The sequence below is a fragment of the Streptomyces sp. NPDC002784 genome, assembly GCF_053592135.1.
Genome location: NZ_JBSFVD010000011.1, coordinates 169,821 through 190,693 on the forward strand (window position 1 = coordinate 169,821; position 20,873 = coordinate 190,693).

Consider the following 20,873-nt stretch of genomic DNA (forward strand, 5'->3'; position numbering starts at 1 on the left):
TGCTCCGATGGGCACTGTTCGCAATGTTCACGACCGCATCCTGGCCGCGCCCGCCGAGCGGGTCGGCCCTCTCCTGGACCGGCTCTCCGGCCCCGACGACCCGCTGTTCCCGAGTCCCGCCTGGGCCCCCCTCTGCCTGGACCGGCCGCTCGCCGTCGGCGCCGCCGGCGGACACGGCCCGGTGCGCTACTCGGTCGCCGAGTACGACCCCGGCCGCCGGGTCCGCTTCGCCTTCGACCCGCCCGGCACCGGGTTCCACGAACTCTCCGTGGAGCCGCTCGGCCCCGGCCGCTGCCGCATCCGGCACGTCCTGGAGCAGTCCCTGCCGCCCCGGGAGCGCCTGGGCTGGCTGCTCGCGGTGCGCGCGCTGCATGGCACGGTCATCGAGGAGCTGTTCGACAACGCCGAGCGGGCCGCCACCGGGTCCGTGGCCCGCCCCGTGCGCCGGGGCCGCTACGTCCGCCTGCTCCAGCGGCTCACCTGGGACCGCCCGAGGACCGCCGAGGTGCCCGAGGGGGCCGCCCTGCTGCACGCCGCCTTCCCCGCCACCGACTACACCGACGCCTACGCCCTGGACCTGCGCCCGGGGATGCCGGCCGACGCGGAAGCCTGGGAGGGCACCCTGCCGGGCACCCCGGTGTTCGGCCGTACGGACCACGAGGTCCTGCTCGGCCAGGACGCGGGGCATCTCGACTACCGGGTCTCGGTCCTGGTGGACACGGCGGCCCGGACGGTGACCCTCGGCTCGGTCGTCCGGATCCACAACGGCCGGGGTCGTCTGTACTGGTCGGTGGTCCGCCACGCGCACCCCTTCATGGCCCGCCTGATGCTCCGGCGCACCCATCGGCGGCTGGCCCTGGCGGCCCGCGGCGCGTCTCACTTGGTGAGCCAGGGAATGGACGGCGGGGACAACCCCGTAGTGTTGACGTCGTGACCGTGAACGCTAAGACCAGCGCGAGCGCTGGCAACACCTGGCGAAACCTGCCCGCGGCGCAGCAGCCCGAGTACCCCGACACCGAGGCTCTGCGCGCAGTGATCGCGGACCTCGAGTCGTATCCGCCGCTCGTCTTCGCGGGCGAGTGCGACCAGCTGCGCGCCCGGATGGCGGCCGTCGCCAAGGGAGAGGCGTTCCTCCTCCAGGGCGGCGACTGCGCCGAGGCGTTCGACGCGGTGTCCGCCGACCAGATCCGCAACAAGCTCAAGACCCTGCTCCAGATGGGCGCCGTGCTGACGTACGCCGCCTCGGTGCCGGTCGTGAAGGTCGGCCGCATCGCCGGTCAGTACTCCAAGCCGCGCTCCAAGCCGACCGAGACCCGCGACGGCGTGACGCTGCCGACCTACCGCGGTGACTCCGTCAACGGCTTCGACTTCACCGAGGCCGCCCGCATCCCGGACCCCGAGCGCCTGAAGCGGATGTACAACGCCTCCGCCTCCACGCTCAACCTGGTCCGCGCCTTCACCACCGGCGGCTACGCCGACCTGCGCCAGGTGCACGCCTGGAACCAGGACTTCGTGAAGTCGTCCCCGTCCGGCCAGCGCTACGAGCAGCTCGCCCGCGAGATCGACCAGGCGCTCAACTTCATGCACGCCTGCGGGGCCGACCCGGAGGAGTTCAAGACGGTCGAGTTCTACTCCTCGCACGAGGCGCTGCTGCTGGACTACGAGTCGGCGCTGACCCGCGTGGACTCCCGCACGGGCCGGCTCTACGACGTCTCCGCGCACATGGTGTGGATCGGTGAGCGCACCCGGCAGCTGGACCACGCGCACATCGAGTTCGCCTCGAGGATCCGCAACCCGATCGGCATCAAGCTCGGCCCGACGACGACGGCCGAGGAGGCGCTGCAGTACATCGAGCGCCTGGACCCGGAGCGTGAGCCGGGCCGGCTGACCTTCATCGTCCGCATGGGCGCCGACAAGGTCCGCGACAAGCTCCCGGAGCTGATCGAGAAGGTGACCGCCTCGGGCGCCACGGTGGCCTGGGTGGCCGACCCGATGCACGGCAACACCTTCGAGGCGGCCTCCGGCCACAAGACCCGCCGCTTCGACGACGTGCTCGACGAGGTCAAGGGCTTCTTCGAGGTCCACAAGGCGCTGGGCACCCACCCGGGCGGCATCCATGTCGAGCTCACCGGTGACGATGTCACCGAGTGCGTGGGCGGCGGCGACGAGATCTTCGTCGACGATCTCCACCAGCGCTACGAGACGGCCTGCGACCCCCGCCTGAACCGCAGCCAGTCCCTTGACCTGGCCTTCCTGGTCGCGGAGATGTACAGGGACCAGTAGCCGGTTCGGCTGTTACACAGGAGCACAGTGGGGCGCGGATCACATACGATCCGCGCCCCACGCCACTTTTCGGGTTCCTGTGCGCCGGGTAAGGTTAGGTTAGCCTCACCGACCATGAATCGGGACGGCACCACGTATCGAGCCCGGCGGGAGGTGAACCGCGTGTACGTCTGCAGTTGTTTCGGCATCACCGAGCAGCAGGTGAAGAAGCACGCGGAGGACGGTGCCTGCACCCCCCGCCAGATAGCGTCGGCCTGCAAGGCGGGCACCGACTGCGGTTCGTGCGTACGCCGGATCCAGGCGCTGCTGGGCCGGGGCGCGTGCCCCCGCCGTGAGCTGGCCGACCAGGGCCATCCGGTCCTCGCCGAGCTGGAGCAGTTGGAAGAAGCCGCGTAGCGGCTCCGCTCAGGGGCTCCCGCTCAGCTCGGCTGCTCGATCTGCTGGGCCAGGTAGAGCGCCTCGCCGAGCTTGTCGATCAGCTCCAGCTGGGTGTCCAGGTAGTCGATGTGGTGCTCCTCGTCCTCGAGGATCGACTCGAAGAGATTCGCGGACGTGATGTCGCCCTTGGTGCGCATCACCTCGATCCCGCGCTTGAGGCGGTCGATCGCCTCCACCTCCACCTGCCGGTCCGCCTGGAACATCTCGGTGACCGTCTGGCCGACCCGGACGTGGAACAGCCGCTGGTAGTTGGGCAGACCGTCGAGCATCAGGATGCGCTCGGTGATCTTGTCCGCGTGCTTCATCTCGTCGATGGATTCTTCACGCGTGTACTTGGCGAGCTTGGTCCAGCCCTTGTTGTCCTGGATCCGGTAGTGCAGCCAGTACTGGTTGATCGCCGTCAGCTCGCCGGTGAGCTGCTCATTGAGGAATTCGATGACCTCGGGGTCGCCCTGCATCGCAGAGGCTCCTTCCAAGAGAACGGGGGAACTGGGGGAACTGGCAGGTTGCGCCGCATCCTTGCACCGGTATCGAAGATCGTCCAGTAAGTCTTCACTTAGTAAGTAAGTGCATGCTTAGTTTGAATGTGACCGCTTTGCCTTGTTTGTCGCACAGCTGGTCAAGTGCACTGCCTCGGGTCTGTCAGGATGGATACATGGGTCAGCCGGTGGAGAGCGCATCTGGAGGAGCGGTACAGCCGGAGCTCCCGCCGGGGCAGCGCCTGCAGCGCGGCTGGCCGGTCACCCACTACGGACCGGTCCCCAAGTTCCGCCCCGAGCGCTGGGAGTTCAGGGTCTTCGGCGCCACCGCCGACGGCGAGAAGCGCTGCTGGAGCCATGAGGAGTTCGCGGCCCTGCCGTACACCACCGTGGTGTCCGATCTGCACTGCGTCACCAAGTTCAGCATGCTCGGCGCCGAGTGGGGCGGGATCCCGGCCCGGACCATCCTGGACCTCGCCCCGCCCGCCGACACCGTCACCCATGTGATGGTCTGGGCCGAGTACGGCTTCAGCTCGAACCTCCGCCTGGAGGACTTCGCCGACGAGCGCGCCATCTTCGCGACGCACAAGGACGGCGAACTGCTCACCGCGGAACACGGCTTCCCGCTCCGGCTGGTGGTGCCTCACCTGTACGCCTGGAAGGGCCCCAAGTGGGTCCGGGGCGTGGAGTACATGACCGCCGACCGCCGCGGGTTCTGGGAAGAGCGCGGCTACCACAACATCGGCGACCCGTGGAAGGAACAGCGCTACTCCTACCAGGAGGAGCCGGGGGACGGGCCCGAGCTCTAGGCCCTGCCTAGCGTTCTCCGCTTTCCCGCAGCTTCTTCAGGCGCTCCACGTCCGCCGCGTGCCCCTCCTTGCCGCCGGGCGTCTCGATGATCAGGGGTACGCCCTCGGTGGCCGGGTGGGTCATCAGCGCGCGGAACGGGTCCTCGCCGATATGGCCGGAGCCGATGTTCGCGTGCCGGTCCTTGTGCGCGCCGACCACATCCTTGGAGTCGTTGGCGTGGATCAGCTTCAGCCGTCCCTCGCCGACCGTCTCCACCAGCAGATCAAGGGTCCGGTGCATGCCGTCCGGGCCGGTCAGGTCGTGCCCGGCGGCGAAGATGTGGCAGGTGTCCAGGCAGACACCCAGCTTGGGATGGGCGTCCAGCGCCTCGAAGTACGGCCCGAAGTCCCAGGTGCGGGAGCACAGGGAGGAGCCCTGGCCCGCCGTCGACTCCAGCAGCAGGAACGGATCGTCGTCGTGGGTCAGCTCGTCCAGCAGCGGCAGCAGGTACTCCCGGACCTGCCGCAGTGCCACCGAGCGGTCCCGGCCGCCGGTCGCGCTGCCCGTGTGCACGACCACGCCCAGCGCCCCGATCTCCCGCCCGCGCCGCAGGGAGTGCCGCAGCGACTCCACCGACCGCTCGGCGGTCGCCTCGGTGTGCGAGCCGAAGTTGATCAGGTACGGGGCATGGACGTACGCCGGGATGGACCCCTGCGCGCAGGCCGCGCGGAACTCCTCGTCCTGGCGCGGGTTCCCCGCGGGCGTGGCCCAGCCGCGCGGGTTGGCGACGAAGACCTGCACGGTCTCCGCCTTGAGGTCACGGGCGTAGGCCAGGCCGACGGAGTTCAGCCCGCCGGCCACCGGGACATGGCCGCCGACGGGGTTGCGGAGGTGCGGAACGGTCATCGGTGCGTGCGTCCTGTCAGCGGATCTCGATGGTGATCGTCGAGCCCTTGGGAGCGGTGTCGCCGCCCTCCACGGACTGGCTCTCGACCGTGTCGCCGAACAGCCCCAGCAGCCCGCGGTCCTCGTCGACATCGAAGCCCGCGGCCTCCAGCGCGGCCGTGGCGTCGTCGACGCTGTCGCCGACCACGTCCGGGACCTCGATCATCTCCGGGCCCTTGGACAGCGTCAGCGTCACGGTGTCGCCCGCGACGGCCTGGGTGTCGGCCTGCGGCGTCTGCTCGGCGACCTCGCCCTTGTCGTACTCGGACGAGGTGACCTCCTCCGTGGCGATCCGCACCTTCAGGCCCGCCTCCGTCAGCTCGGCCCTGGCGTCCTCCAGGCTCTCGCCGGTGACGTCCGGAACGTCGACCGGGCGACCCTTGCTGAGCACCAGCGCGACGGCGGAGCCCGAGCGGCGCTCGGTGCCGGCCTCGGGGCTGGTGGAGATCACGGAGCCACGGGCGACGCTCTCGCTGAATTCCCGGGTGACCATGCCCGGCTCCAGACCCGCGCTCTTCAGCAGCTCCTCCGCCTTGTCCAGCCGGTAGCCCTCCAGGTCGGGCACCTCCACGACCTGCGGACCCTTGGAGACGACCAGGTTCACCGCGTCGTTGTGCCGGATACGGCTGCCGACGCCCGGGTCGGTGCTGATGACCCGGCCGCGCTCGACGGTGTCACTGAAGGCGCGCTCGACCGAGCCGACCTCCAGACCGGCATCCCCCAGCCGGTCCTTGGCCTTCGCCTCGGTCTGGGTCAGCAGCGCCGGGACCCGGGTGAACTGGCCGGAGTTGATGTACCAGACGCCCGCGCCGACGCCGAGGACCAGCAGCACGGCGACGACCAGGGCGAACGGGCCGCGCCGGGACGTCCGGCGTCCGGCCGGGGAGGGCGGGAGCGGGGCGGCGGACTCCAGCCGGCTGGTGCGGTGGAACCGGTCCTCGTCCTCGTCGACCGGCAGCGGGCTCGGCACCGTCAGCGAGCGCGGGATCACGCTCGTGCGGTCCTCGGCGCCGTCGTGCTCGGCGGACAGGGCCTGCGGGGGCAGCGCGTCCAGCTGGGCCTCGCTGAGCGTGGCGCGGGCCGCTAGGGCCTCGGAGAGCAGCGCCACCGCGTCGTGCGGGCGGACGTCAGGGGTGCGCGCGGTGGCCGAGGCGACCAGCGCGTCGAGCTCGTACGCCAGGCCGGGCACGGTGGCCGACGGCGGCGGGACGTCCTCGTGCAGATGCTTGTAGAGCACGATCGCGGGGGAGTCCCCGTCGTGCGGCTTCTCGCCGGTCAGCATCTCGTACAGCACGACACCGCACGCGTACACGTCGACACGGGCGTCGGCGGTGCCCGGCTGCTCTATCTGCTCCGGCGCGAGGTAGGAGACGGTGCCGAGGACGGCACCGGTGGTGCTGGTGACCGAGCCCACGGAACGCACGAGCCCGAAGTCGGCGACCTTGACCCGGCCGTCGTCCCCGATCAGCACGTTCTCCGGCTTCATGTCCCGGTGCACGAACCCGGCCCGGTGCGCGGCGCCGAGGGCGGCGAGGACGGGCTCCAGGATGTCCAGGGCGGCACGCGGCTGCAGCGCCCCGCGGTCGCGCAGCACGTCACGCAGGGTGCAGCCGGCGATGTACTCCATGGCGAGATAGACGTACGACCCGTCGGTCCCCTGGTCGAAGACCTGCACGACATTGGGGTGCGCGAGCCGGGCGACCGACTTGGCCTCGCGGATGAACCGCTCCACGAAGGTCCCGTCGGCGGCGAGCCCGGGGTGCATCACCTTCAGCGCGAGCACACGGTCGAGCCGGGTGTCCACGGCCCGGTAGACCGTGGCCATCCCACCGACGGCGATCCGCGCCTCGACGCGGTAGCGTCCGTCGAGCACCTGCCCGACCAGCGGGTCCTGAAGGGTCGTATCCACGCAGGCGAGTGTACGAGCAGCGACTGACACCGCCGGCTCTCCGTCCGGGACAGTGGCGGGACTGAAGCCGACCTGTGACGCAACCCACGGCCGGTCAGAACGCCGGCCGCTCCGGATCCAGCACCGCCCGTCCCGCCGACGGGGAGGACGCCTCGGCGAAGTGCCGCCGGGGAATCCGGCCCGCCCGGTACGCCAGCCGTCCCGCCTCCACCGCGTGGCGCATCGCGTCGGCCATCAGGACCGGCTCCTTCGCCCGCGTCACCGCCGAGGCGAGCATCACACCCGCGCACCCCAGCTCCATCGCCAGCGCCGCGTCCGAGGCCGTACCGGCTCCGGCGTCCAGGATCACCGGCACGCGCGCGTGCTCCACGATCAGCTGGAAGTTGTGCGGGTTGCGGATCCCGAGCCCGGAGCCGATCGGCGAGCCCAGCGGCATGATCGCCGCACAGCCCACGTCCTCCAGCTTCCGCGCCAGCACCGGGTCGTCGTTGGTGTACGGCAGCACCGTGAACCCGTCGTCCACCAGGGTCTCCGCCGCGTCCAGCAGCTCGATCGGGTCCGGCAGCAGGGTCCGCTCGTCGGCGATGACCTCCAGCTTGACCAGATCGGTGCCGAGGGCCTCCCGCGCGAGGCGGGCCGTCAGCACCGCTTCCCCGGCCGTGAAGCACCCCGCCGTGTTCGGCAGCACCCGGATGCCGAGCCGCTCCAGCACCGAGAGCACCGAGCCGTGCACCGAGGCGTCCACCCGCCGCATCGCGACCGTGGTCAGCTCGGTGCCGGACGCGGCCAGCGCCCGCTCCAGCACCTCCAGGGAGGGCGCGCCGCCCGTCCCCATGATCAGCCGGGACGAGAAGGACGTACCGCCGAGGACAAAGGCATCGTCGGCCATGGGTCAGCCTCCTTGGACGGCGGTCAGGACCTCGACCCGGTCCCCCTCGGAGAGGGACGTCGAGGACCACTGCGCGCGCGGGACGACGGTTTCGTTGAGCGCGGCGGCCACTCCGGAGGGCGCCGCGGTGAGGGAGTGCACGAGCGTGTCGAGAGCCGTGCCCGGCTCGATCCGCCGACGCTCGCCGTTGACCGAGATGTTCATACGGGCTGCTCCGTGCGTGCGAACCGCTTCGGGCTGAAGGGACGGGCCTCGTCGGTGAGTTCACCGGTGGCCAGGGCGTGTGCGAGGGCGTCCCCGGTGACCGGGGTGAGCAGCACGCCGTTGCGGTAGTGGCCGGTCGCCAGCAGCAGGCCGTCCAGCTCGGTCGGGCCGAGCAGGGGCGCGTTGTCGGGGGACCCGGGACGCAGCCCCGCGCGGGTCTCGGTGAGCGGCAGCTCGGTGATGCCGGGCATCAGCTCGTGCGCGTCGCGCAGCAGCTCGTACACGCCTCCCGCGGTCACCGTCGTGTCCCAGCCCAGCTCCTCACTGGTCGCGCCGACGACCAGCTCGCCGTCGGCCCGCGGCACCAGGTAGACCTGGCTGCCGCGCACCACCGCGCGGACGGTCCGGCTCAGGAACGGCGCCTGCCGCTTCGGCACGGTCAGCCGCAGCACCTGCCCCTTGACGGGCCGTACGGGAGGCAGGACGGCCTCCGGGACGCCCGCCAGCCGCCCGCTGAGGCTGCCGGCCGCCAGGACCACCTGCCCGGCGCCGAGCACGGTGCCGTCGTCCGTCACGCACCCGGCCGCCCGCCCCTGCACCACCGACAGCCGCGTCGCCCACGCCCGGTGGAAGACCACGCCCGCCCGCTCGCAGGCCGTCACCAGCGCCCGCGCCAGGCGCCGAGGGTCGATCTGGTGGTCGCCGTCCACCCGGAGCCCGCCGCGCACGCCCGGCGCGAGCATCGGCTCCAGCCGCCGGCACTCCCGCCCCGACAGCCACTCCGAGTCGAGGCCCGACTCCCGTTGCAGCGCGTGCAGTTCCCGCAGATGCGCCCGGTCGTCGGTGTCCAGCGCGACCGCGAGGGTGCCGCACTGCCGGTACCCGAGGTCCTGTCCGGTGAGGTCGGTCAGCTCGGCCGCGAACGCGGGATAGCGGCGCGCCGAGGCGAGATTCAGGCCGAGCAGCGTCTGCTCGCCGTAGTGCAGTTCCGTGACGGCGGCCAGCATGCCGGCCGCCACCTGGGCGGCGCCGCCGCCCGGCTCGGGGTCCACCACGGCCGTGGCGAACCCGCGCTGTGCGGCCCGCCACGCCGTGACCAGGCCGATGATTCCGCCCCCGAGGACGAGGACGTCTGACGAACGCGTAGGCGACATGGGCGTCCAGCCCCTCCCTTCGCCGGCATGACCCGGATCAGGTTCGTACGGTCGGAGGCCGCCAGCCTCCCTCTCAGCCCGGTGCGTCCGGGCTCCCGCGAGTGCTTGTACGTTGGCCACCCTAACCGCTCGTTCCGCGCCTCTGTAGGGAGCCTCGCCCCATGCCCCGCTCGCTCGACGGCCTCGTCCTCGCCCCTGTCGCCGACCAGGCCCCAGGTCAGGTGGGCACGCGGACCCGCTTCACCTACCACGAGAAGGACGGGGAGATCTGGGCCGATTACGCGGGCGGCGATGTCGTACGCGGGCATCTGGTGGGCACGCGCGCGGGTGACCGGCTGGACTTCCGGTACGTGCAGCTCAAGCGGGACGGGACCACCTCGTCCGGGCACTGCGTGTCGGCGGTCGTGGAGCTGCCCGACGGGCGGGTGCGGCTGGAGGAGAGCTGGGAGTGGGAGTCCCAGCCGGGCCGGGGAACCAGTGTTGTGGAGCAGGTCACGCGGCATGACAGCTGACTGACAGATTGTCAGTTGTCTATGGTGATCAGGTGAGCGAGCAGACGACGACGTCGCAGCGGCGGGTGGTGGTGGTCGGCGCGGGCATGGCCGGCGTGCAGACCGCGGTCGCCCTGCGTGAACAGGGCTTCACGGGCACGGTACGGGTGATCGGAGCCGAGCCCCACCAGCCCTACGACCGGCCCCCGCTGTCCAAGGCCGTCCTGCTCGGCAAGGCCGAGGGATCCGCCTTCGACGTGGACTTCGAGGCACTCGGCATCGAACTCGACCTCGGCCGCGAGGTCCTGGGCGTCCGCCCGGCCGACCACGAGCTGGACACCGCCGCGGGCCCGGTTCCCTACGACGTCCTGGTCGTCGCCACCGGCGCCGAGCCGGTCCGGCTGCCGGGCGCCGAGGGCGTGCCCGGAGTCCATCTGCTGCGCACGCTCGACGACGCCGAGAGGCTGCGGCCCGTACTCGCCCGGCAGCACGACGTCGTGGTCGTCGGCGCGGGCTGGATCGGCGCCGAGTTCGCCACCGCCGCGCGTGAGGCGGGCTGCTCGGTGACGGTCGTGGAGGCCGCGGACCGGCCGCTCGCGGGCGCGCTGCCCGCCGAGGTGGCCGCGCCGATGACCGCCTGGTACGCCGACAGCGGGGCCGATCTGCGCACCCGCGCGCGCGTGGCACGCGTCGAGCCCGGCGCGGTGGTCCTCGACGACGGCTCACTGCTGCCCGCGGGCGCCGTCGTGGTCGGCATCGGCGCCCGCCCCGCCACCGCCTGGCTGGCCGGCTCCGGCGTCGTGCTCGGCGCGCACGGCGAGGTGGTGGCCGACGACCATCTGCGCACCCGGGTGCCCGACGTGTACGCGGTCGGCGACTGCGCCTCCTTCCCCTCCGCCCGCTACGGCGAGCGCCTCCTGGTCCACCACTGGGACAACGCCCTGCAGGGCCCGCGCACGGTCGCCGCCGACATCGTCGGCGAGGCCCCCCTGGTCTACGACCCGGTCCCGTACTTCTGGTCCGAGCAGTTCGGCCGCTTCGTCCAGTACGCCGGCCACCACGCGACGGCCGACACCACCGTGTGGCGCGGCGACCCGGCCGGCCCCGCCTGGACGGTCTGCTGGCTCCGCGAGGGCCGCCTGATCGCCCTGCTCGCGGTCGGCCGGCCCCGGGACCTGGCCCAGGGGCGCCGCCTGATCGAATCGGGCACCCGCATGGACCCGGCCCTGCTGGAGGACCCGGCCAGGCCCCTGAAGAAGGCGACGGCCTAGGCCTCCTGTCCGGACCGTCCCGGCGTCCCGGCTCGGAGCGGCCTGGCTTCCTGATGTCAGTGCGGGATGGCAGGCTTGGTTCCGTGACCGAGATTGACGCAAAGATCGATGCTCTCGTCCCCGCCTGGCTCACCCTCCCCGACATCGCCGAACAGCTCGGCGTCGAGGTGACGCGTGTGCGGCAGCTGGTCAAGGACGGCCAGCTCATCGCCGTACGCCGTGGTGAGAACCGCGCGCTGCACGTCCCCGCCGCCTTCATCGACGGGGCCGAGCAGAAGGTCGTCAAGGGCCTGGCCGGGACCCTGACGCTGCTCCGGGACGACGGCTTCACCGACGAAGAGATGCTGGAGTGGCTCTTCACGCCCGACGAGAGCCTGCCCGGCACCCCCGCACAGGCCCTGAGCGAGAATCGCGGCACGGAGGTGAAGCGCCGCGCCCAGGCGCTCGCCGTCTGAACCGATCAACAGTCCCGGTGTACGGGCCGCGGGGCGCCCGGGGCCCGTACACCACCGAGCACGGGGGAACACGTATGCCCGCCACCGCACGCGACCGCTTCAGCGACGCCCGGCTGTACCTCTGCACGGACGCCCGCAAGCGCCAGGGAGACCTCGCCGAGTTCCTGGACGCGGCCCTGGCGGGCGGGGTCGACATCGTGCAGCTGCGCGACAAGGGCATGGAGGCCGCCGAGGAGCTGGAGCACCTGGCGGTCCTCGCCGACGCCTGCGCGCGCCACGGCAAGCTGCTCGCGGTCAACGACCGCGCGGACGTCGCCCATGCCGCGGGGGCCGACGTCCTCCACCTCGGCCAGGGCGACCTGCCCGTGCCGGCCGCCCGGGCGATCCTCGGCGACGACGTCGTCATCGGCCGCTCCACGCACGCGTGGTCCGAGGCCGGGGCCGCCGCGGTCCAGGAGGGCGTGGACTACTTCTGCACCGGCCCCTGCTGGCCCACGCCGACCAAGCCCGGCCGCCATGCCCCCGGCCTGGAGCTGGTCCGGCAGACCGCCGCCCTCGGCACCGGCCGCCCCTGGTTCGCCATCGGCGGCATCGACCTGGGCAACCTCGACGAGGTGCTCGAAGCGGGCGCCCGCCGGGTCGTCGTCGTCCGGGCGATCACGGAGGCGGACGACCCCGGCGCCGCGGCGGCGGAGTTCGCCAAGCGGCTGCGGCAGGGGTAGCCGCTCCTCCCGGGCCGCCGTCTGTCCACGGACTGGACAACAACCCGACAATTCGGGCAAATATCCGGCATCCGGTTGGGGGACCGTCGCCCCCTGGCTAACCTGCGGGTATGGCCCTCGGCACCGCATCCACCAGGTCGGACCACGCTCGTACCGTGCGCGACATGCTCGCGACCGGCAAGACGACGTACTCGTTCGAGTTCTACGCCCCCAAGACCCCGAAGGGTGAGCGGAACCTGTGGAACGCGCTGCGCCGGGTCGAGGCCGTGGCGCCCGACTTCGTCTCCGTGACCTACGGCGCGGGCGGCACCACCCGGGCCGGCACGGTCAAGGCGACCGAGGCCATCGCCTCCACCACCACGCTCACCCCGATCGCCCACCTCACGGCGGTCGACCACTCGGTGGCGGACCTGCGCAACATCATCGGGCAGTACGCCGACGCCGGGATCCGCAACATGCTCGCGCTGCGCGGCGACCCGCCCGGCGACCCCATGGGCGACTGGGTCCCGCACCCGCAGGGCCTGACCTACGCCGCCGAACTCGTCGAACTGATCAAGGCGTCCGGCGACTTCTGCGTGGGCGTCGCGGCCTTCCCGGCGATGCACCCGCGCTCCGCGGAGTGGGAGACGGACGTCCGGCACTTCGTCGACAAGTGCCGGGCCGGCGCGGACTACGCGATCACCCAGATGTTCTTCGACCCGGAGGACTATCTGCGGCTGCGCGACCGGGTCGACGCGGCCGGCTGCCCGACCCCGATCATCCCCGAGATCATGCCGATCGCCAGCGTGAAGACGCTGGACCGGATCCCGTCCCTCACCAACGCGGCCTTCCCGGCGGCCCTGAAAGAGCGGATCCTCACAGCCAAAGACGATCCGGCCGCTGTACGCTCCATTGGGATCGACTTCGCCACGGAGTTCTGCGCACGGCTGCTGGCCGAGGGAGTGCCGGGTCTGCACTTCATCACGCTGAACAACTCCACGGCGACCCTGGAGATCTACGAGAACCTGGGCCTGCACCATCCTCCGCAGGCCTAGACCGGCCGCACCGGTGTACGACACACTGCGTAACGGCCACTGGGAGAGGGGCGTACATGGGCTGGACGGTCCTCTACATCGCGTTCGGCATCGTCGCGCTGTGGCTGCTCGGTGAGGTGCTGCTGCAGTACAAGGCACGCCTGCGCTGGCGGCTGCTCGCCTTCGTCGGCTTCCTGGGCGTGGTGCTCGGGGTGCTGATCCCGTCCGTGATCGTCATCGGGCTGGGCGCCGCCGCCTTCGCGGTCGGCCAGACCTACGTCACGCTGTCGTTCCGCCGCGGCTTCGCCTCCGGCTGGGCGGTGAACGCTCCGGCGCTGGCCGGCTCCAAGCGCCGCCGCGGCGAGCTGGAGCACCAGGACCCGACCCTGGAGGTCTCCGGCCTCGAAGCGGGCGAGGGCCACTACGGCGACGACGGCGGCTACGGCCGGGACCGCGCCGATTACGGCCAGGACGACTCCTGCGACCGCGACGACGTCTTCACGCCCGCCCGCCCGGCGGGGCCCTCGGCCGCCGAGACCACCGCGATCTACGCGCCGCAGCCCCTGCCCGACGACACCGGCTCCTACGGCGTCTACGGCACCCAGCCGGACCCCTCCTACGCGGCGGCCCAGCCCCAGGACCAGTACGCCACCACGGCCCAGGGCACCGACCAGGGCTACGGCTACGACGGCTACACCGGGTACGACCAGCAGCAGTACGGCTACGACACGACCGGTCAGCAGCAGTACGCCGCCTACTCCGACCCCTACATCGGCACCCAGACCTACGGCGGCGGCTCCTACGACGCGGGCTACGGCCAGCAGTACGGCCAGCAGGACTACGCCCAGGACCAGTACGTCACCGGCACCTACGCCGGCGAGGGCACCCCGCCCGGCGGTGTGTGGGTCCCGCAGCAGCGCAACACCGACGACGCCTACGGCGGTGAACTCCCGCCGGAGCAGCCGTACCCGTACCAGGGCGGCCAGGGGCAGCAGGGCGGGTACGACGAGCAGTACCGCTTCTAGCGGCTTCTAGCGGCCCGCCCCTTTTCGGCGGCCCGTTGTCACTGAGAGCCCCGGAAGTCCGGTCCCTCCACGATCAGTCCGGCGACCAGCGCGCCCGACATGCCCGCGTGCGCCAGGCCGCCGCCGGGATGCGACCAGCCGCCGACACCGAACAGGCCCGGTATCCGGGTGCTGTTGGCCGGGTACAGGAAGTTTCCCTCCGCCGCGGCCAGCGCGGGCGCGGGCACCCCGCCGCCCTCGGCGCCCGTCTCCGCCTCGGTGTGCACCGGGGTACGCACCTCGCGCCACAGCGTCCGCTCGCGCAGTCCCGGTACCGCCCGCTCGGCGGCCTCGGCCATCCGGTCCGCGAAGGAGCCGGCGGCGCCGGGCGCGGCCCAGTCGTACACCGTGCGTGAGGGCACCGTCGCGGTGAGGACCACCGACTCGTGCTCCTCGTCGGGCCGCAGGGCGGGGTCGTCCGGGCGGTCGACGCGGACCGTCGGCCGGGCGGGCGGCTCACCGCGCCCGAGGGCGTCCAACTCGGCCCTGCGGTCCGGGGCGTGCACCACCGTCCGGTGCGCGGCACCCGCCTCGCGCGCCCCGCGCAGCGCCAGGCAGACCACGACCCGGCCAGGGGCGGCCCCCTCGGGCCGGGGCCCGACGTCCGCCGTCCCGTACAGCTGATGGCCGGTCAGGCCCCACGGCCGGGTGCCGACCACGAAATCCGCCTGCGCCACGGTCCCGTCCGCCAGCTCGATCCCTGCCGCCCGGCCGTCCTTCTCCAGTACCCCGGTCACCTCGGCGCCGAAGTGGAACTCGACCTTCCGGGCCAGGCACCGCTCGTGCACCGCGCGCGCCAGCTCCCGGGCACCGCCGAGGACGTACCAGGTGCCGAAGGCGTGCTCCATGTACGGCAGCACGGCCGCGCTCGCCGGGGCGGCCTCGGGATGCAGGCCGTACCCGAGAGCGTGGCTCTCCAGCAGGGCGGTGAGCCGGGGGTCGCGCAGCTCCCAGGCGCCGACCTCGGCGAGGGTGGCGGCCCGGCGGGTGCGCAGCAGACGCTTGTGCGGGACCGCCGGATAGGGCTCGCGCCCGGCCAGCACCTCCCAGTTGGGCCACAGGGGCTCCTCCAGGAGCGGTCTGCGGCTGCGGTCCCAGGTCTCGCGGGCCCGCACCAGGAAGTCGCCCCAGCGCCCGCCCGCGCCCGCGCCGAGCGCCTCGTCCAGGGCCGCGACCACTCCCGCGCGCGAGGCGTTCGGCAGGGACACCTCGGTGCCGTCCGCGAAGACATGCCGCGAGGACGGGTCGACCTGGACCAGCTCGACGCAGTCCTCCAGGGGCTCCTTGCCGGTCTTGACGAACAGATCGCGCCAGACGGCGGGCAGGGTCAGCAGACCGGGGCCGGTGTCGAAGGAGAAGCCGTCCCGCTCGAAGCGGCGCACCGCTCCGCCGTACGTCTCCGTACGCTCGTACACCGCCACCCGGTGGCCCGCGACGGCCAGCCGGGCGGCGGCCGCCATCGCGCCCGTCCCGGCGCCGATCACCGCAATCCGTGCCATGCCAGGGACTTTATCCGCCACCACTGACAGTCACGGCGGCGCAGGCGGGCCGGCCCCTGCCGCCAGCCGTCTCTCCTCCCGCCGCTGGGCCCTGCGCCGCAGGAACCGCCGGATCCGCGAGGCGAGGAAGACCAGCACGGTGAGACCGGTGAGCAGCAGCACACCGGCGATGACCGCGGCCGCCTGCGGGTTGAACATCGCGAAGGTGACGATCCCGGCGACCCCGAGATCCTCGGCGAGGCTCACGATCACGTTGCTGAACGGCTCCGGGGAGGTGTTGACCGCCATCCGCGTCCCGGCCTTGACGGCATGGCTGGCCAGCGCCGAGGAACCGCCGACCAGGCCCGCCGCCACGTCCGACAGCGACCCGCTCTGCCCGGCGAGCAGCGCGCCCACCCAGGCGCCGGCGGCCGGGCGGATCACGGTGTGCACCGTGTCCCACGCCGAGTCGACGTACGGGATCTTGTCGGCGACCGCCTCGCACAGGAACAGCACGCCCGCCGCGATCAGCACCTCGGGGCGCTGGAGCGACTCGGGGACCTCCTCGCTCAGTCCCGTCGCGCCGAACAGGCCGAGGAGCAGCACCACCGCGTACGCGTTGATGCCGCTGGCCCAGCCGCTGGTGAAGACCAGAGGGAGTACCGACACGGACGCGATCGTAACCAGTGGGCGGCGGCCCGGTGTGGGCCCGCGCACGCAGGGCTGAGTACGCGTACCTAGCCGGTGAGATGAGTACGCGCGCGGATGGGCCGCGACCTGCGGGAACGAGACAGTGGAGGCACGGAGAAAGGGACCGGCTCCGGCACCGGCGACACGGGGCGCCGGAACGGAGCCGCCCTGGATCCGCTCCTTCCGCCGGCCCGCGCGTCGGCGGAAGCGAGACACGGGGAACCGGGGGAACGACCGGACGGGGGCCGACGGGGGAACGGGGGAGTACGGCGGAAGCGCCGGTTCGCATGGCACGCGGGGGACGCTGCCACCGCGGACCGGCGCTTCCGTATGCCCGGTTCGGGTCCCCCCGGCGTCGCGGGCCTAGCCCCGGCCGCTGACCCGGCCCTGGAGCAGCCGGGACAGGGCCGCGTGCACGTCGTCCAGGGAGCGCTCCGGCTGGAAGGACTGCCAGTCCAGGGCGGCCACCAGGACCATGCCGACCAGGGCGGCGGCGGTCAGCGGGATGTCGATCTCGTCGCTGAACTCGCCGTTGGCCACGCCGTCGCGCAGCACGCCCTCCACCACGGCGACGACGTCCTGCCGGACCACCATGAGCGTGGACTGCCAGGCCCGGTTGGTGCGCCACAGCTCGGCCACGTAGAGCTGGGTGAAGGCCGGGTAGGCGGCGATGAAGCCGAGCCCCGCGCGGATCATCGCGTCCAGGGCGTCCACCTTGCTGCCGCCGTCCCGGGCCGTGCCCTCGGCCGCCTCCTTCAGGGAGGCGGCGAGCAGGCCCACGCCGTGCCGCAGCAGCTCCTCGAAGAGGACGGACTTGCTCGCGAAGTTGTAGTAGACGGTGCCCTTCGCGACCCCCGCCCGCTCGGCGATCTCGTCCACCGTGGTGGCGGAGAAGCCCTGCTCGGCGATGAGCGTGACGGCGGCCTCGTAGAGCTTCTGCCGGGTGGCCTCACGGCGGGTGCTGCCGCCCGACGCGGCGCTGCTGCTTTCCATGGCCACGATTGTCCCGCGCGCGGTCACAGGGTCAGCTCCGGGTGCAGCCGGTCGAGCGTCCACACCTGGCGGCGGCGGGCCGACAGGGCGGTCAGCGCGAGGGCGCCCGCGGTGAAGGCGACGAGCACCACGCACGCGTGCCAGACCGGTCCCAGGCCGCCGCCCGTGATGAGCCTTCTGAGGGCCTCGACGACATAGCTCATCGGCAGGAAGGGGTGCAGGGCGTTGAAGAAGCCCGGGCTGGTCTGCACGGGGTAGGTGCCGCCCGCGGACGTCAGCTGGAGCATCAGCAGGGCGAGGACGAGGATCCGGCCCGCCGCCCCGAAGCGGGCGTTCAGCCACTGCACGAGGGCCGCGAAGCACGCCGTCACCAGGAACAGGAAGCCCACCGTCCCGGCCGCGCGGGCCATCTGCAGCCCGACCGCCCAGTGCAGCACCGACATCAGGGCCACCGTCTGGGCCACCCCGATCACCACCACCGGAAGCCAGCCCGCCAGCGCGATCCGCCACGCGGAGGCGCCCGCCGCGAGCGCACGCCGGTTCATCGGCGCGATCAGCATGTACGCCACCATCGCGCCCACCCACAGGGACAGCGGGATGAAGTACGGGGCGAATCCGGTGCCGTAGTTCGGCGCCTTGTGCAGGTCCTCGGAGACGAGCCGGACCGGGTCCGACATCACCTCGGTGCGCTCGTCGCGGTCCCGCTCGTCGTAGTCGGGGATCCGCCCGGCGCCGTCGTGCAGCCCGTCCGAGAGGTCCCCGGAGCCGTCGACGAGCTTGTACAGGCCCGCCTTGAGGTCCCCCGCGCCGGTCTTGAGGTCGCCGACGCCCTTGTCCAGGTCGGTGGCCCCGGTGTGGGCGGTGCCGAGGCCGGTGTGGAGCTTGTCGGCACCGGCGGCGACCTTCGCGGCGCCCTCGTTCAGGTCGTTGATCTTGGTGACGGCGTCGTCGAGGTCCTCGGAGAGGCGGGGCGCGCGGTCGGCGAGGGCCTGCGCCTGCTTCTCCAGGGTGGCCAGGTGCTTGTCGAGCTTGTCCAGGTTGCCGTCCTGGTCGCCGATCAGCGTGTTGACGTCGTCGGCGATGCCGGCCACGTCCGCGGCGGCGTCCCGGGCGGTCTTCAGGTCCGCGCAGGCGGTGTCCGGCAGGGCGGCGTCCTCGCAGCGCGCCTTGTGGACGCTCGCGAGGTCGTCGGCGGACGTGCGGGCCTCCTCGGCCGCCGACGGCGCGCGCTCCACCAGGGCGTCGAGGTTGTCGCGGATCGCGCCGGAGGCGTCGGCGACGAGCTGGGCGGTGTCGCCGATGCCCTTCTCGTTGTCCTTCAGGAACGGGCCCACCTTCTCGGCGGCCGTGTTGACCTTGTCGGCGAGCGCCTGGGTGCCCTCGGCGACCTTCTTCGAGCCGTCCTCCAGATCGCCCGCGCCCTGGTCGAGCTTCTTCAGCCCCTTGGCCAGCTTGCCGCTGCCGCTCTTGGCGTCCTTGAGCCCGTCGGCGAGGTCCCGCGAGCCCTTCTCGGCCTTCCCGATGCCGGTCTCCAGCTTGTCGGCACCCTTGGCGGCCTTCACGGTCGCGCCGTGGATGTCGGAGAAGGAGATGTAGATCCGGTCCAGGAAGGACCGCGAGGCCTTGGTCGACGCGGCGTCGCGCACCTCGCTGAAGACCGTCCGGGAGATCTGCCCGACGATGTAGTTGTTGGCGTCGTTGGTGCGCACCTGAAGGGCGCCGGTCTCCGGGGAGTCGCCCGAACTGGACGCGATCCGCCCGCTGAAGTCGGCCGGCAGGGTCAGCGACAGGTAGTACCTGCCGTCCTCCACGCCCGCGCGTGCCTCCTCGGCGCTCACCTCGTGCCAGTCGAAGACCTCGCTCTCGTGCAGGCCCCGCACGATGTCGTCGCCGGCCGTGATCTTCTTCCCGTCGGCCTTCGCGCCCTTGTCGTCGTTGACCAGAGCCACCGGGATCCGGTCCAGACGGCCGTACGGATCCCAGAAGGACCACAGGTACAGGGCGCCGTACAGCAGGGGCAGCACGAGCAGCGCGACCAGGGCGGCACGCGGCAGCTTCCCGCGCCCGAAGCGCCGTATCTCAAGCGCGGCCAGCTTCGGCGAGCGCATCGGCGGGCACCTCCTCCGTCTCGTCCCGGGGCACGGTGGACACCGCGACGGCGTCCTCGGGGGCCTCGCTGCACACCGCCACCACCGTGGTCCCGGCCTGCGCGATCGACCTGAGCAGCGCCCAGACCTCGGCCCGTTCGGCGTCGGAGAGCTTGAGGTCGGTGTCGTCGACGCCGAGCAGCCCCGGCTCACCGATCAGCGCCAGCGCCACGGACAGCCGCAGCGCCTCCACCCGCTCCAGATCGCGTACGGCGGTCCTGGAGCCCTTCGGCAGGGCCTCCCGGTCGAGCCCGGCGGCGGCCAGGGCACGCTCCATCCGCAGCCGGGTCAGCGCGACCCGCTCCGCGCGCGGGCGCAGCAGCCCGCGCAACGGGCCGCCGAACCGCCGCTGGAGCAGCGCCCGCTCGTGCAGATGCTCGGCGACGGTGAGGGCGGGGTCGAGGTCGGTGACGCCCGGGACATGGGCGACCGCGCTGAACCGCCGTACCGCCGACAGCTGCTTCGGCAGCCCGGCCCCGCCCACGGTGGCGGTGCCCTCGGTGGGCTTCATCCGTCCGGTGAGCGCGAGCAGCAGACAGGTGCGCCCGGATCCGGACGGCCCCTCCACCGCGATCAGTGAGCCCGGCTCCGCCTCGAAGGAGACCCAGCGGAACGCCCATCCGCGGGGCCCTTCGAGACCGAGGCCCCGGACCGTGACGCCGACTCCGGCCACGGTTCCCCCACCCCTCTGGTTTTGAACTGACTGGTCAGTGCAAAAACTAGCCCGAACTGTCGATCGAGGCAAAAGCCCAGGTCAGAACGGATTGTCAGTGCCATACCTCACGATGGGCACATACGGCACCCATCGCCGTTACACGACGACAGGAGGTTCGTCATGGCCAGCTACCACGCAGCCGCCGCCCGCCGGCGCCGCGCCACCGGCCCTGCCCCCTCACTGACCGGCCCGGCGAGCGATGTGCACCCCGTGCTCCGCCGGGCCACGGCCCCGCCCGCCGCCCTCGACCTGCTCGCCCAGGCCCGTGCCGGACTCGACGAAGCCGCCGTCCTGGAGACCCCCAATGAGCGCTATGCGACCGCCCACCTCGCCGCCCTGCGCACCGCCGCCGCCGTCCTCGCCGCGCGCGGACGCCCGGAGCCCACGTCCCGACGCCGGGCCCGCATCCGGAGCGCCTGGGAAGTGCTCCCCGAGATAGCGCCCGAGCTCTCCGAATGGAGCGCGCTGTTCGCCTCGGGGGCCCGGCGCCGCGCCCGGGCCGAGGCGGGCATCCAGGGCGCGGCAAGTCGCCGGGACGCCGACGACCTGATACGCGACGTGGCGATGTTCCTGCGCCTCGTCGAGCGGATGCTGGTCCTCCAGCCGGTCCTGCCGCAGCCCCGCCAGGACACCGACCACGAGGAGGGGGAGGCCCCGGGCCACGGCTTTCCGGACGCGGGGTGACGGCACCGCGGTGACCAGGACCGGCACCGGAGGCAATAGGGTGGGACACGCCTGAAGCCG

The 20,873-nt window shown here is 72.4% G+C and carries 22 protein-coding genes and 1 riboswitch; of the genes, 11 read left to right on the forward strand and 11 right to left on the reverse strand.

Annotated features, from left to right (window positions below; translation table 11 throughout):
- The first annotated feature begins 7 nt into the window (after positions 1-7).
- The 3 genes from ACWD1Z_RS20915 to ACWD1Z_RS20925 all read left to right on the forward strand — a co-directional run bounded on the left by ACWD1Z_RS20915 (position 8) and on the right by ACWD1Z_RS20925 (position 2,679).
- On the forward strand, positions 8-934 hold the full coding sequence (locus ACWD1Z_RS20915) for a DUF2867 domain-containing protein (protein ID WP_451120618.1): 927 nt from the start codon (positions 8-10) through the stop codon (positions 932-934).
- Complete coding sequence (locus ACWD1Z_RS20920; RefSeq protein WP_451120620.1) at positions 931-2,283, forward strand: class II 3-deoxy-7-phosphoheptulonate synthase; 1,353 nt, start codon at positions 931-933, stop codon at positions 2,281-2,283. The genes ACWD1Z_RS20915 and ACWD1Z_RS20920 overlap by 4 nt, the downstream gene beginning before the upstream one ends.
- 114 nt (positions 2,284-2,397) lie before the next feature.
- Positions 2,398-2,679: a (2Fe-2S)-binding protein gene (locus ACWD1Z_RS20925; RefSeq protein WP_451120621.1), complete on the forward strand. Its 282-nt coding sequence runs from the start codon at positions 2,398-2,400 to the stop codon at positions 2,677-2,679.
- Between the two features lie 23 nt (positions 2,680-2,702).
- On the opposite strand, the gene bfr is transcribed toward ACWD1Z_RS20925, so the two are convergent.
- Positions 2,703-3,179 (reverse strand): bacterioferritin, encoded by a 477-nt coding sequence (bfr, locus tag ACWD1Z_RS20930; RefSeq protein ID WP_250070345.1) that lies wholly within the window; start codon positions 3,177-3,179, stop codon positions 2,703-2,705.
- Positions 3,180-3,376: 197 nt separating this feature from the next.
- On the opposite strand from bfr, the gene ACWD1Z_RS20935 reads away from it, so the two are divergent.
- Positions 3,377-4,009: a sulfite oxidase-like oxidoreductase gene (locus ACWD1Z_RS20935; protein WP_451120623.1), complete on the forward strand. Its 633-nt coding sequence runs from the start codon at positions 3,377-3,379 to the stop codon at positions 4,007-4,009.
- A 7-nt stretch (positions 4,010-4,016) separates the two neighbouring features.
- Here the strand turns inward: ACWD1Z_RS20935 and ACWD1Z_RS20940 are convergent, their stop codons facing one another.
- The 5 genes from ACWD1Z_RS20940 to thiO form a co-directional block, all read right to left on the reverse strand.
- Positions 4,017-4,895, reverse strand: coding sequence for a deoxyribonuclease IV (locus ACWD1Z_RS20940; RefSeq protein WP_451120625.1), 879 nt, complete (start codon positions 4,893-4,895; stop codon positions 4,017-4,019).
- A 16-nt stretch (positions 4,896-4,911) separates the two neighbouring features.
- Positions 4,912-6,843: a Stk1 family PASTA domain-containing Ser/Thr kinase gene (pknB, locus tag ACWD1Z_RS20945; RefSeq protein WP_451120627.1), complete on the reverse strand. Its 1,932-nt coding sequence runs from the start codon at positions 6,841-6,843 to the stop codon at positions 4,912-4,914.
- A 94-nt stretch (positions 6,844-6,937) separates the two neighbouring features.
- Positions 6,938-7,732 (reverse strand): thiazole synthase, encoded by a 795-nt coding sequence (locus ACWD1Z_RS20950; protein ID WP_451120629.1) that lies wholly within the window; start codon positions 7,730-7,732, stop codon positions 6,938-6,940.
- Between the two features lie 3 nt (positions 7,733-7,735).
- Positions 7,736-7,936: a sulfur carrier protein ThiS gene (gene thiS / locus ACWD1Z_RS20955; RefSeq protein WP_451120631.1), complete on the reverse strand. Its 201-nt coding sequence runs from the start codon at positions 7,934-7,936 to the stop codon at positions 7,736-7,738.
- Positions 7,933-9,090 (reverse strand): glycine oxidase ThiO, encoded by a 1,158-nt coding sequence (thiO, locus tag ACWD1Z_RS20960; protein ID WP_451120633.1) that lies wholly within the window; start codon positions 9,088-9,090, stop codon positions 7,933-7,935. Before thiO ends, thiS begins: the two co-directional genes overlap by 4 nt.
- Positions 9,088-9,199: riboswitch (TPP riboswitch) on the reverse strand. Its footprint overlaps the gene before it by 3 nt.
- Positions 9,200-9,251: 52 nt before the next feature.
- On the opposite strand from thiO, the gene ACWD1Z_RS20965 reads away from it, so the two are divergent.
- The 6 genes from ACWD1Z_RS20965 (at position 9,252) to ACWD1Z_RS20990 (ending at position 14,067) form a co-directional block, all read left to right on the forward strand.
- Entirely contained in the window at positions 9,252-9,602 is a 351-nt protein-coding gene (locus tag ACWD1Z_RS20965; RefSeq protein ID WP_451120635.1) for a hypothetical protein, read from the forward strand.
- A 32-nt stretch (positions 9,603-9,634) separates the two neighbouring features.
- Positions 9,635-10,852, forward strand: coding sequence for an NAD(P)/FAD-dependent oxidoreductase (locus ACWD1Z_RS20970; RefSeq protein WP_451120637.1), 1,218 nt, complete (start codon positions 9,635-9,637; stop codon positions 10,850-10,852).
- 83 nt (positions 10,853-10,935) lie between these two features.
- Positions 10,936-11,307, forward strand: coding sequence for an Rv2175c family DNA-binding protein (locus ACWD1Z_RS20975; protein ID WP_351981965.1), 372 nt, complete (start codon positions 10,936-10,938; stop codon positions 11,305-11,307).
- Between the two features lie 74 nt (positions 11,308-11,381).
- Positions 11,382-12,029: a thiamine phosphate synthase gene (gene thiE / locus ACWD1Z_RS20980; protein WP_451120639.1), complete on the forward strand. Its 648-nt coding sequence runs from the start codon at positions 11,382-11,384 to the stop codon at positions 12,027-12,029.
- 110 nt (positions 12,030-12,139) lie between these two features.
- Entirely contained in the window at positions 12,140-13,063 is a 924-nt protein-coding gene (gene metF, locus ACWD1Z_RS20985; protein WP_389418535.1) for a methylenetetrahydrofolate reductase [NAD(P)H], read from the forward strand.
- A gap of 56 nt (positions 13,064-13,119) precedes the next feature.
- A complete protein-coding gene (locus tag ACWD1Z_RS20990; protein ID WP_451120640.1) occupies positions 13,120-14,067 on the forward strand; it encodes an SCO2102 family sporulation regulator in 948 nt (315 codons plus the stop codon).
- A 38-nt stretch (positions 14,068-14,105) separates the two neighbouring features.
- Here ACWD1Z_RS20990 and ACWD1Z_RS20995 read toward each other — a convergent pair whose 3' ends face one another.
- From ACWD1Z_RS20995 to ACWD1Z_RS21015, 5 genes are all read right to left on the reverse strand, one after another.
- Positions 14,106-15,605, reverse strand: a complete 1,500-nt coding sequence (locus ACWD1Z_RS20995; RefSeq protein WP_451120641.1) for a phytoene desaturase family protein — start codon at positions 15,603-15,605, stop codon at positions 14,106-14,108.
- 30 nt (positions 15,606-15,635) lie between these two features.
- On the reverse strand, positions 15,636-16,253 hold the full coding sequence (locus ACWD1Z_RS21000; protein ID WP_451120643.1) for a DUF4126 domain-containing protein: 618 nt from the start codon (positions 16,251-16,253) through the stop codon (positions 15,636-15,638).
- A 384-nt stretch (positions 16,254-16,637) separates the two neighbouring features.
- Positions 16,638-17,267, reverse strand: a complete 630-nt coding sequence (locus ACWD1Z_RS21005) for a TetR/AcrR family transcriptional regulator (protein ID WP_389418539.1) — start codon at positions 17,265-17,267, stop codon at positions 16,638-16,640.
- A gap of 23 nt (positions 17,268-17,290) precedes the next feature.
- A complete protein-coding gene (locus ACWD1Z_RS21010; protein ID WP_451120645.1) occupies positions 17,291-19,375 on the reverse strand; it encodes a YhgE/Pip family protein in 2,085 nt (694 codons plus the stop codon).
- Positions 19,347-20,087, reverse strand: a complete 741-nt coding sequence (locus ACWD1Z_RS21015; RefSeq protein ID WP_451120647.1) for an ATP-binding cassette domain-containing protein — start codon at positions 20,085-20,087, stop codon at positions 19,347-19,349. Before ACWD1Z_RS21015 ends, ACWD1Z_RS21010 begins: the two co-directional genes overlap by 29 nt.
- A 162-nt stretch (positions 20,088-20,249) precedes the next feature.
- Here ACWD1Z_RS21015 and ACWD1Z_RS21020 point away from each other — a divergent pair, with 162 nt between their 5' ends.
- Positions 20,250-20,813: an SAV_6107 family HEPN domain-containing protein gene (locus ACWD1Z_RS21020; RefSeq protein ID WP_451120649.1), complete on the forward strand. Its 564-nt coding sequence runs from the start codon at positions 20,250-20,252 to the stop codon at positions 20,811-20,813.
- Positions 20,814-20,873: the final 60 nt, after the last annotated feature.

Coding starts and splice junctions, on each gene's coding strand:
- ACWD1Z_RS20915 (WP_451120618.1), top strand. CDS start 8: ATGGGCACTGTTCGCAATGTTCACGACCGCATCCTGGCCGCGCCCGCC.
- ACWD1Z_RS20925 (WP_451120621.1), top strand. CDS start 2,398: ATGAATCGGGACGGCACCACGTATCGAGCCCGGCGGGAGGTGAACCGC.
- bfr (WP_250070345.1), bottom strand. CDS start 3,179: ATGCAGGGCGACCCCGAGGTCATCGAATTCCTCAATGAGCAGCTCACC.
- ACWD1Z_RS20935 (WP_451120623.1), top strand. CDS start 3,377: ATGGGTCAGCCGGTGGAGAGCGCATCTGGAGGAGCGGTACAGCCGGAG.
- ACWD1Z_RS20940 (WP_451120625.1), bottom strand. CDS start 4,895: ATGACCGTTCCGCACCTCCGCAACCCCGTCGGCGGCCATGTCCCGGTG.
- ACWD1Z_RS20950 (WP_451120629.1), bottom strand. CDS start 7,732: ATGGCCGACGATGCCTTTGTCCTCGGCGGTACGTCCTTCTCGTCCCGG.
- thiS (WP_451120631.1), bottom strand. CDS start 7,936: ATGAACATCTCGGTCAACGGCGAGCGTCGGCGGATCGAGCCGGGCACG.
- thiO (WP_451120633.1), bottom strand. CDS start 9,090: ATGTCGCCTACGCGTTCGTCAGACGTCCTCGTCCTCGGGGGCGGAATC.
- ACWD1Z_RS20965 (WP_451120635.1), top strand. CDS start 9,252: ATGCCCCGCTCGCTCGACGGCCTCGTCCTCGCCCCTGTCGCCGACCAG.
- thiE (WP_451120639.1), top strand. CDS start 11,382: ATGCCCGCCACCGCACGCGACCGCTTCAGCGACGCCCGGCTGTACCTC.
- metF (WP_389418535.1), top strand. CDS start 12,140: ATGGCCCTCGGCACCGCATCCACCAGGTCGGACCACGCTCGTACCGTG.
- ACWD1Z_RS20990 (WP_451120640.1), top strand. CDS start 13,120: ATGGGCTGGACGGTCCTCTACATCGCGTTCGGCATCGTCGCGCTGTGG.
- ACWD1Z_RS20995 (WP_451120641.1), bottom strand. CDS start 15,605: ATGGCACGGATTGCGGTGATCGGCGCCGGGACGGGCGCGATGGCGGCC.
- ACWD1Z_RS21005 (WP_389418539.1), bottom strand. CDS start 17,267: ATGGAAAGCAGCAGCGCCGCGTCGGGCGGCAGCACCCGCCGTGAGGCC.
- ACWD1Z_RS21010 (WP_451120645.1), bottom strand. CDS start 19,375: ATGCGCTCGCCGAAGCTGGCCGCGCTTGAGATACGGCGCTTCGGGCGC.
- ACWD1Z_RS21020 (WP_451120649.1), top strand. CDS start 20,250: ATGGCCAGCTACCACGCAGCCGCCGCCCGCCGGCGCCGCGCCACCGGC.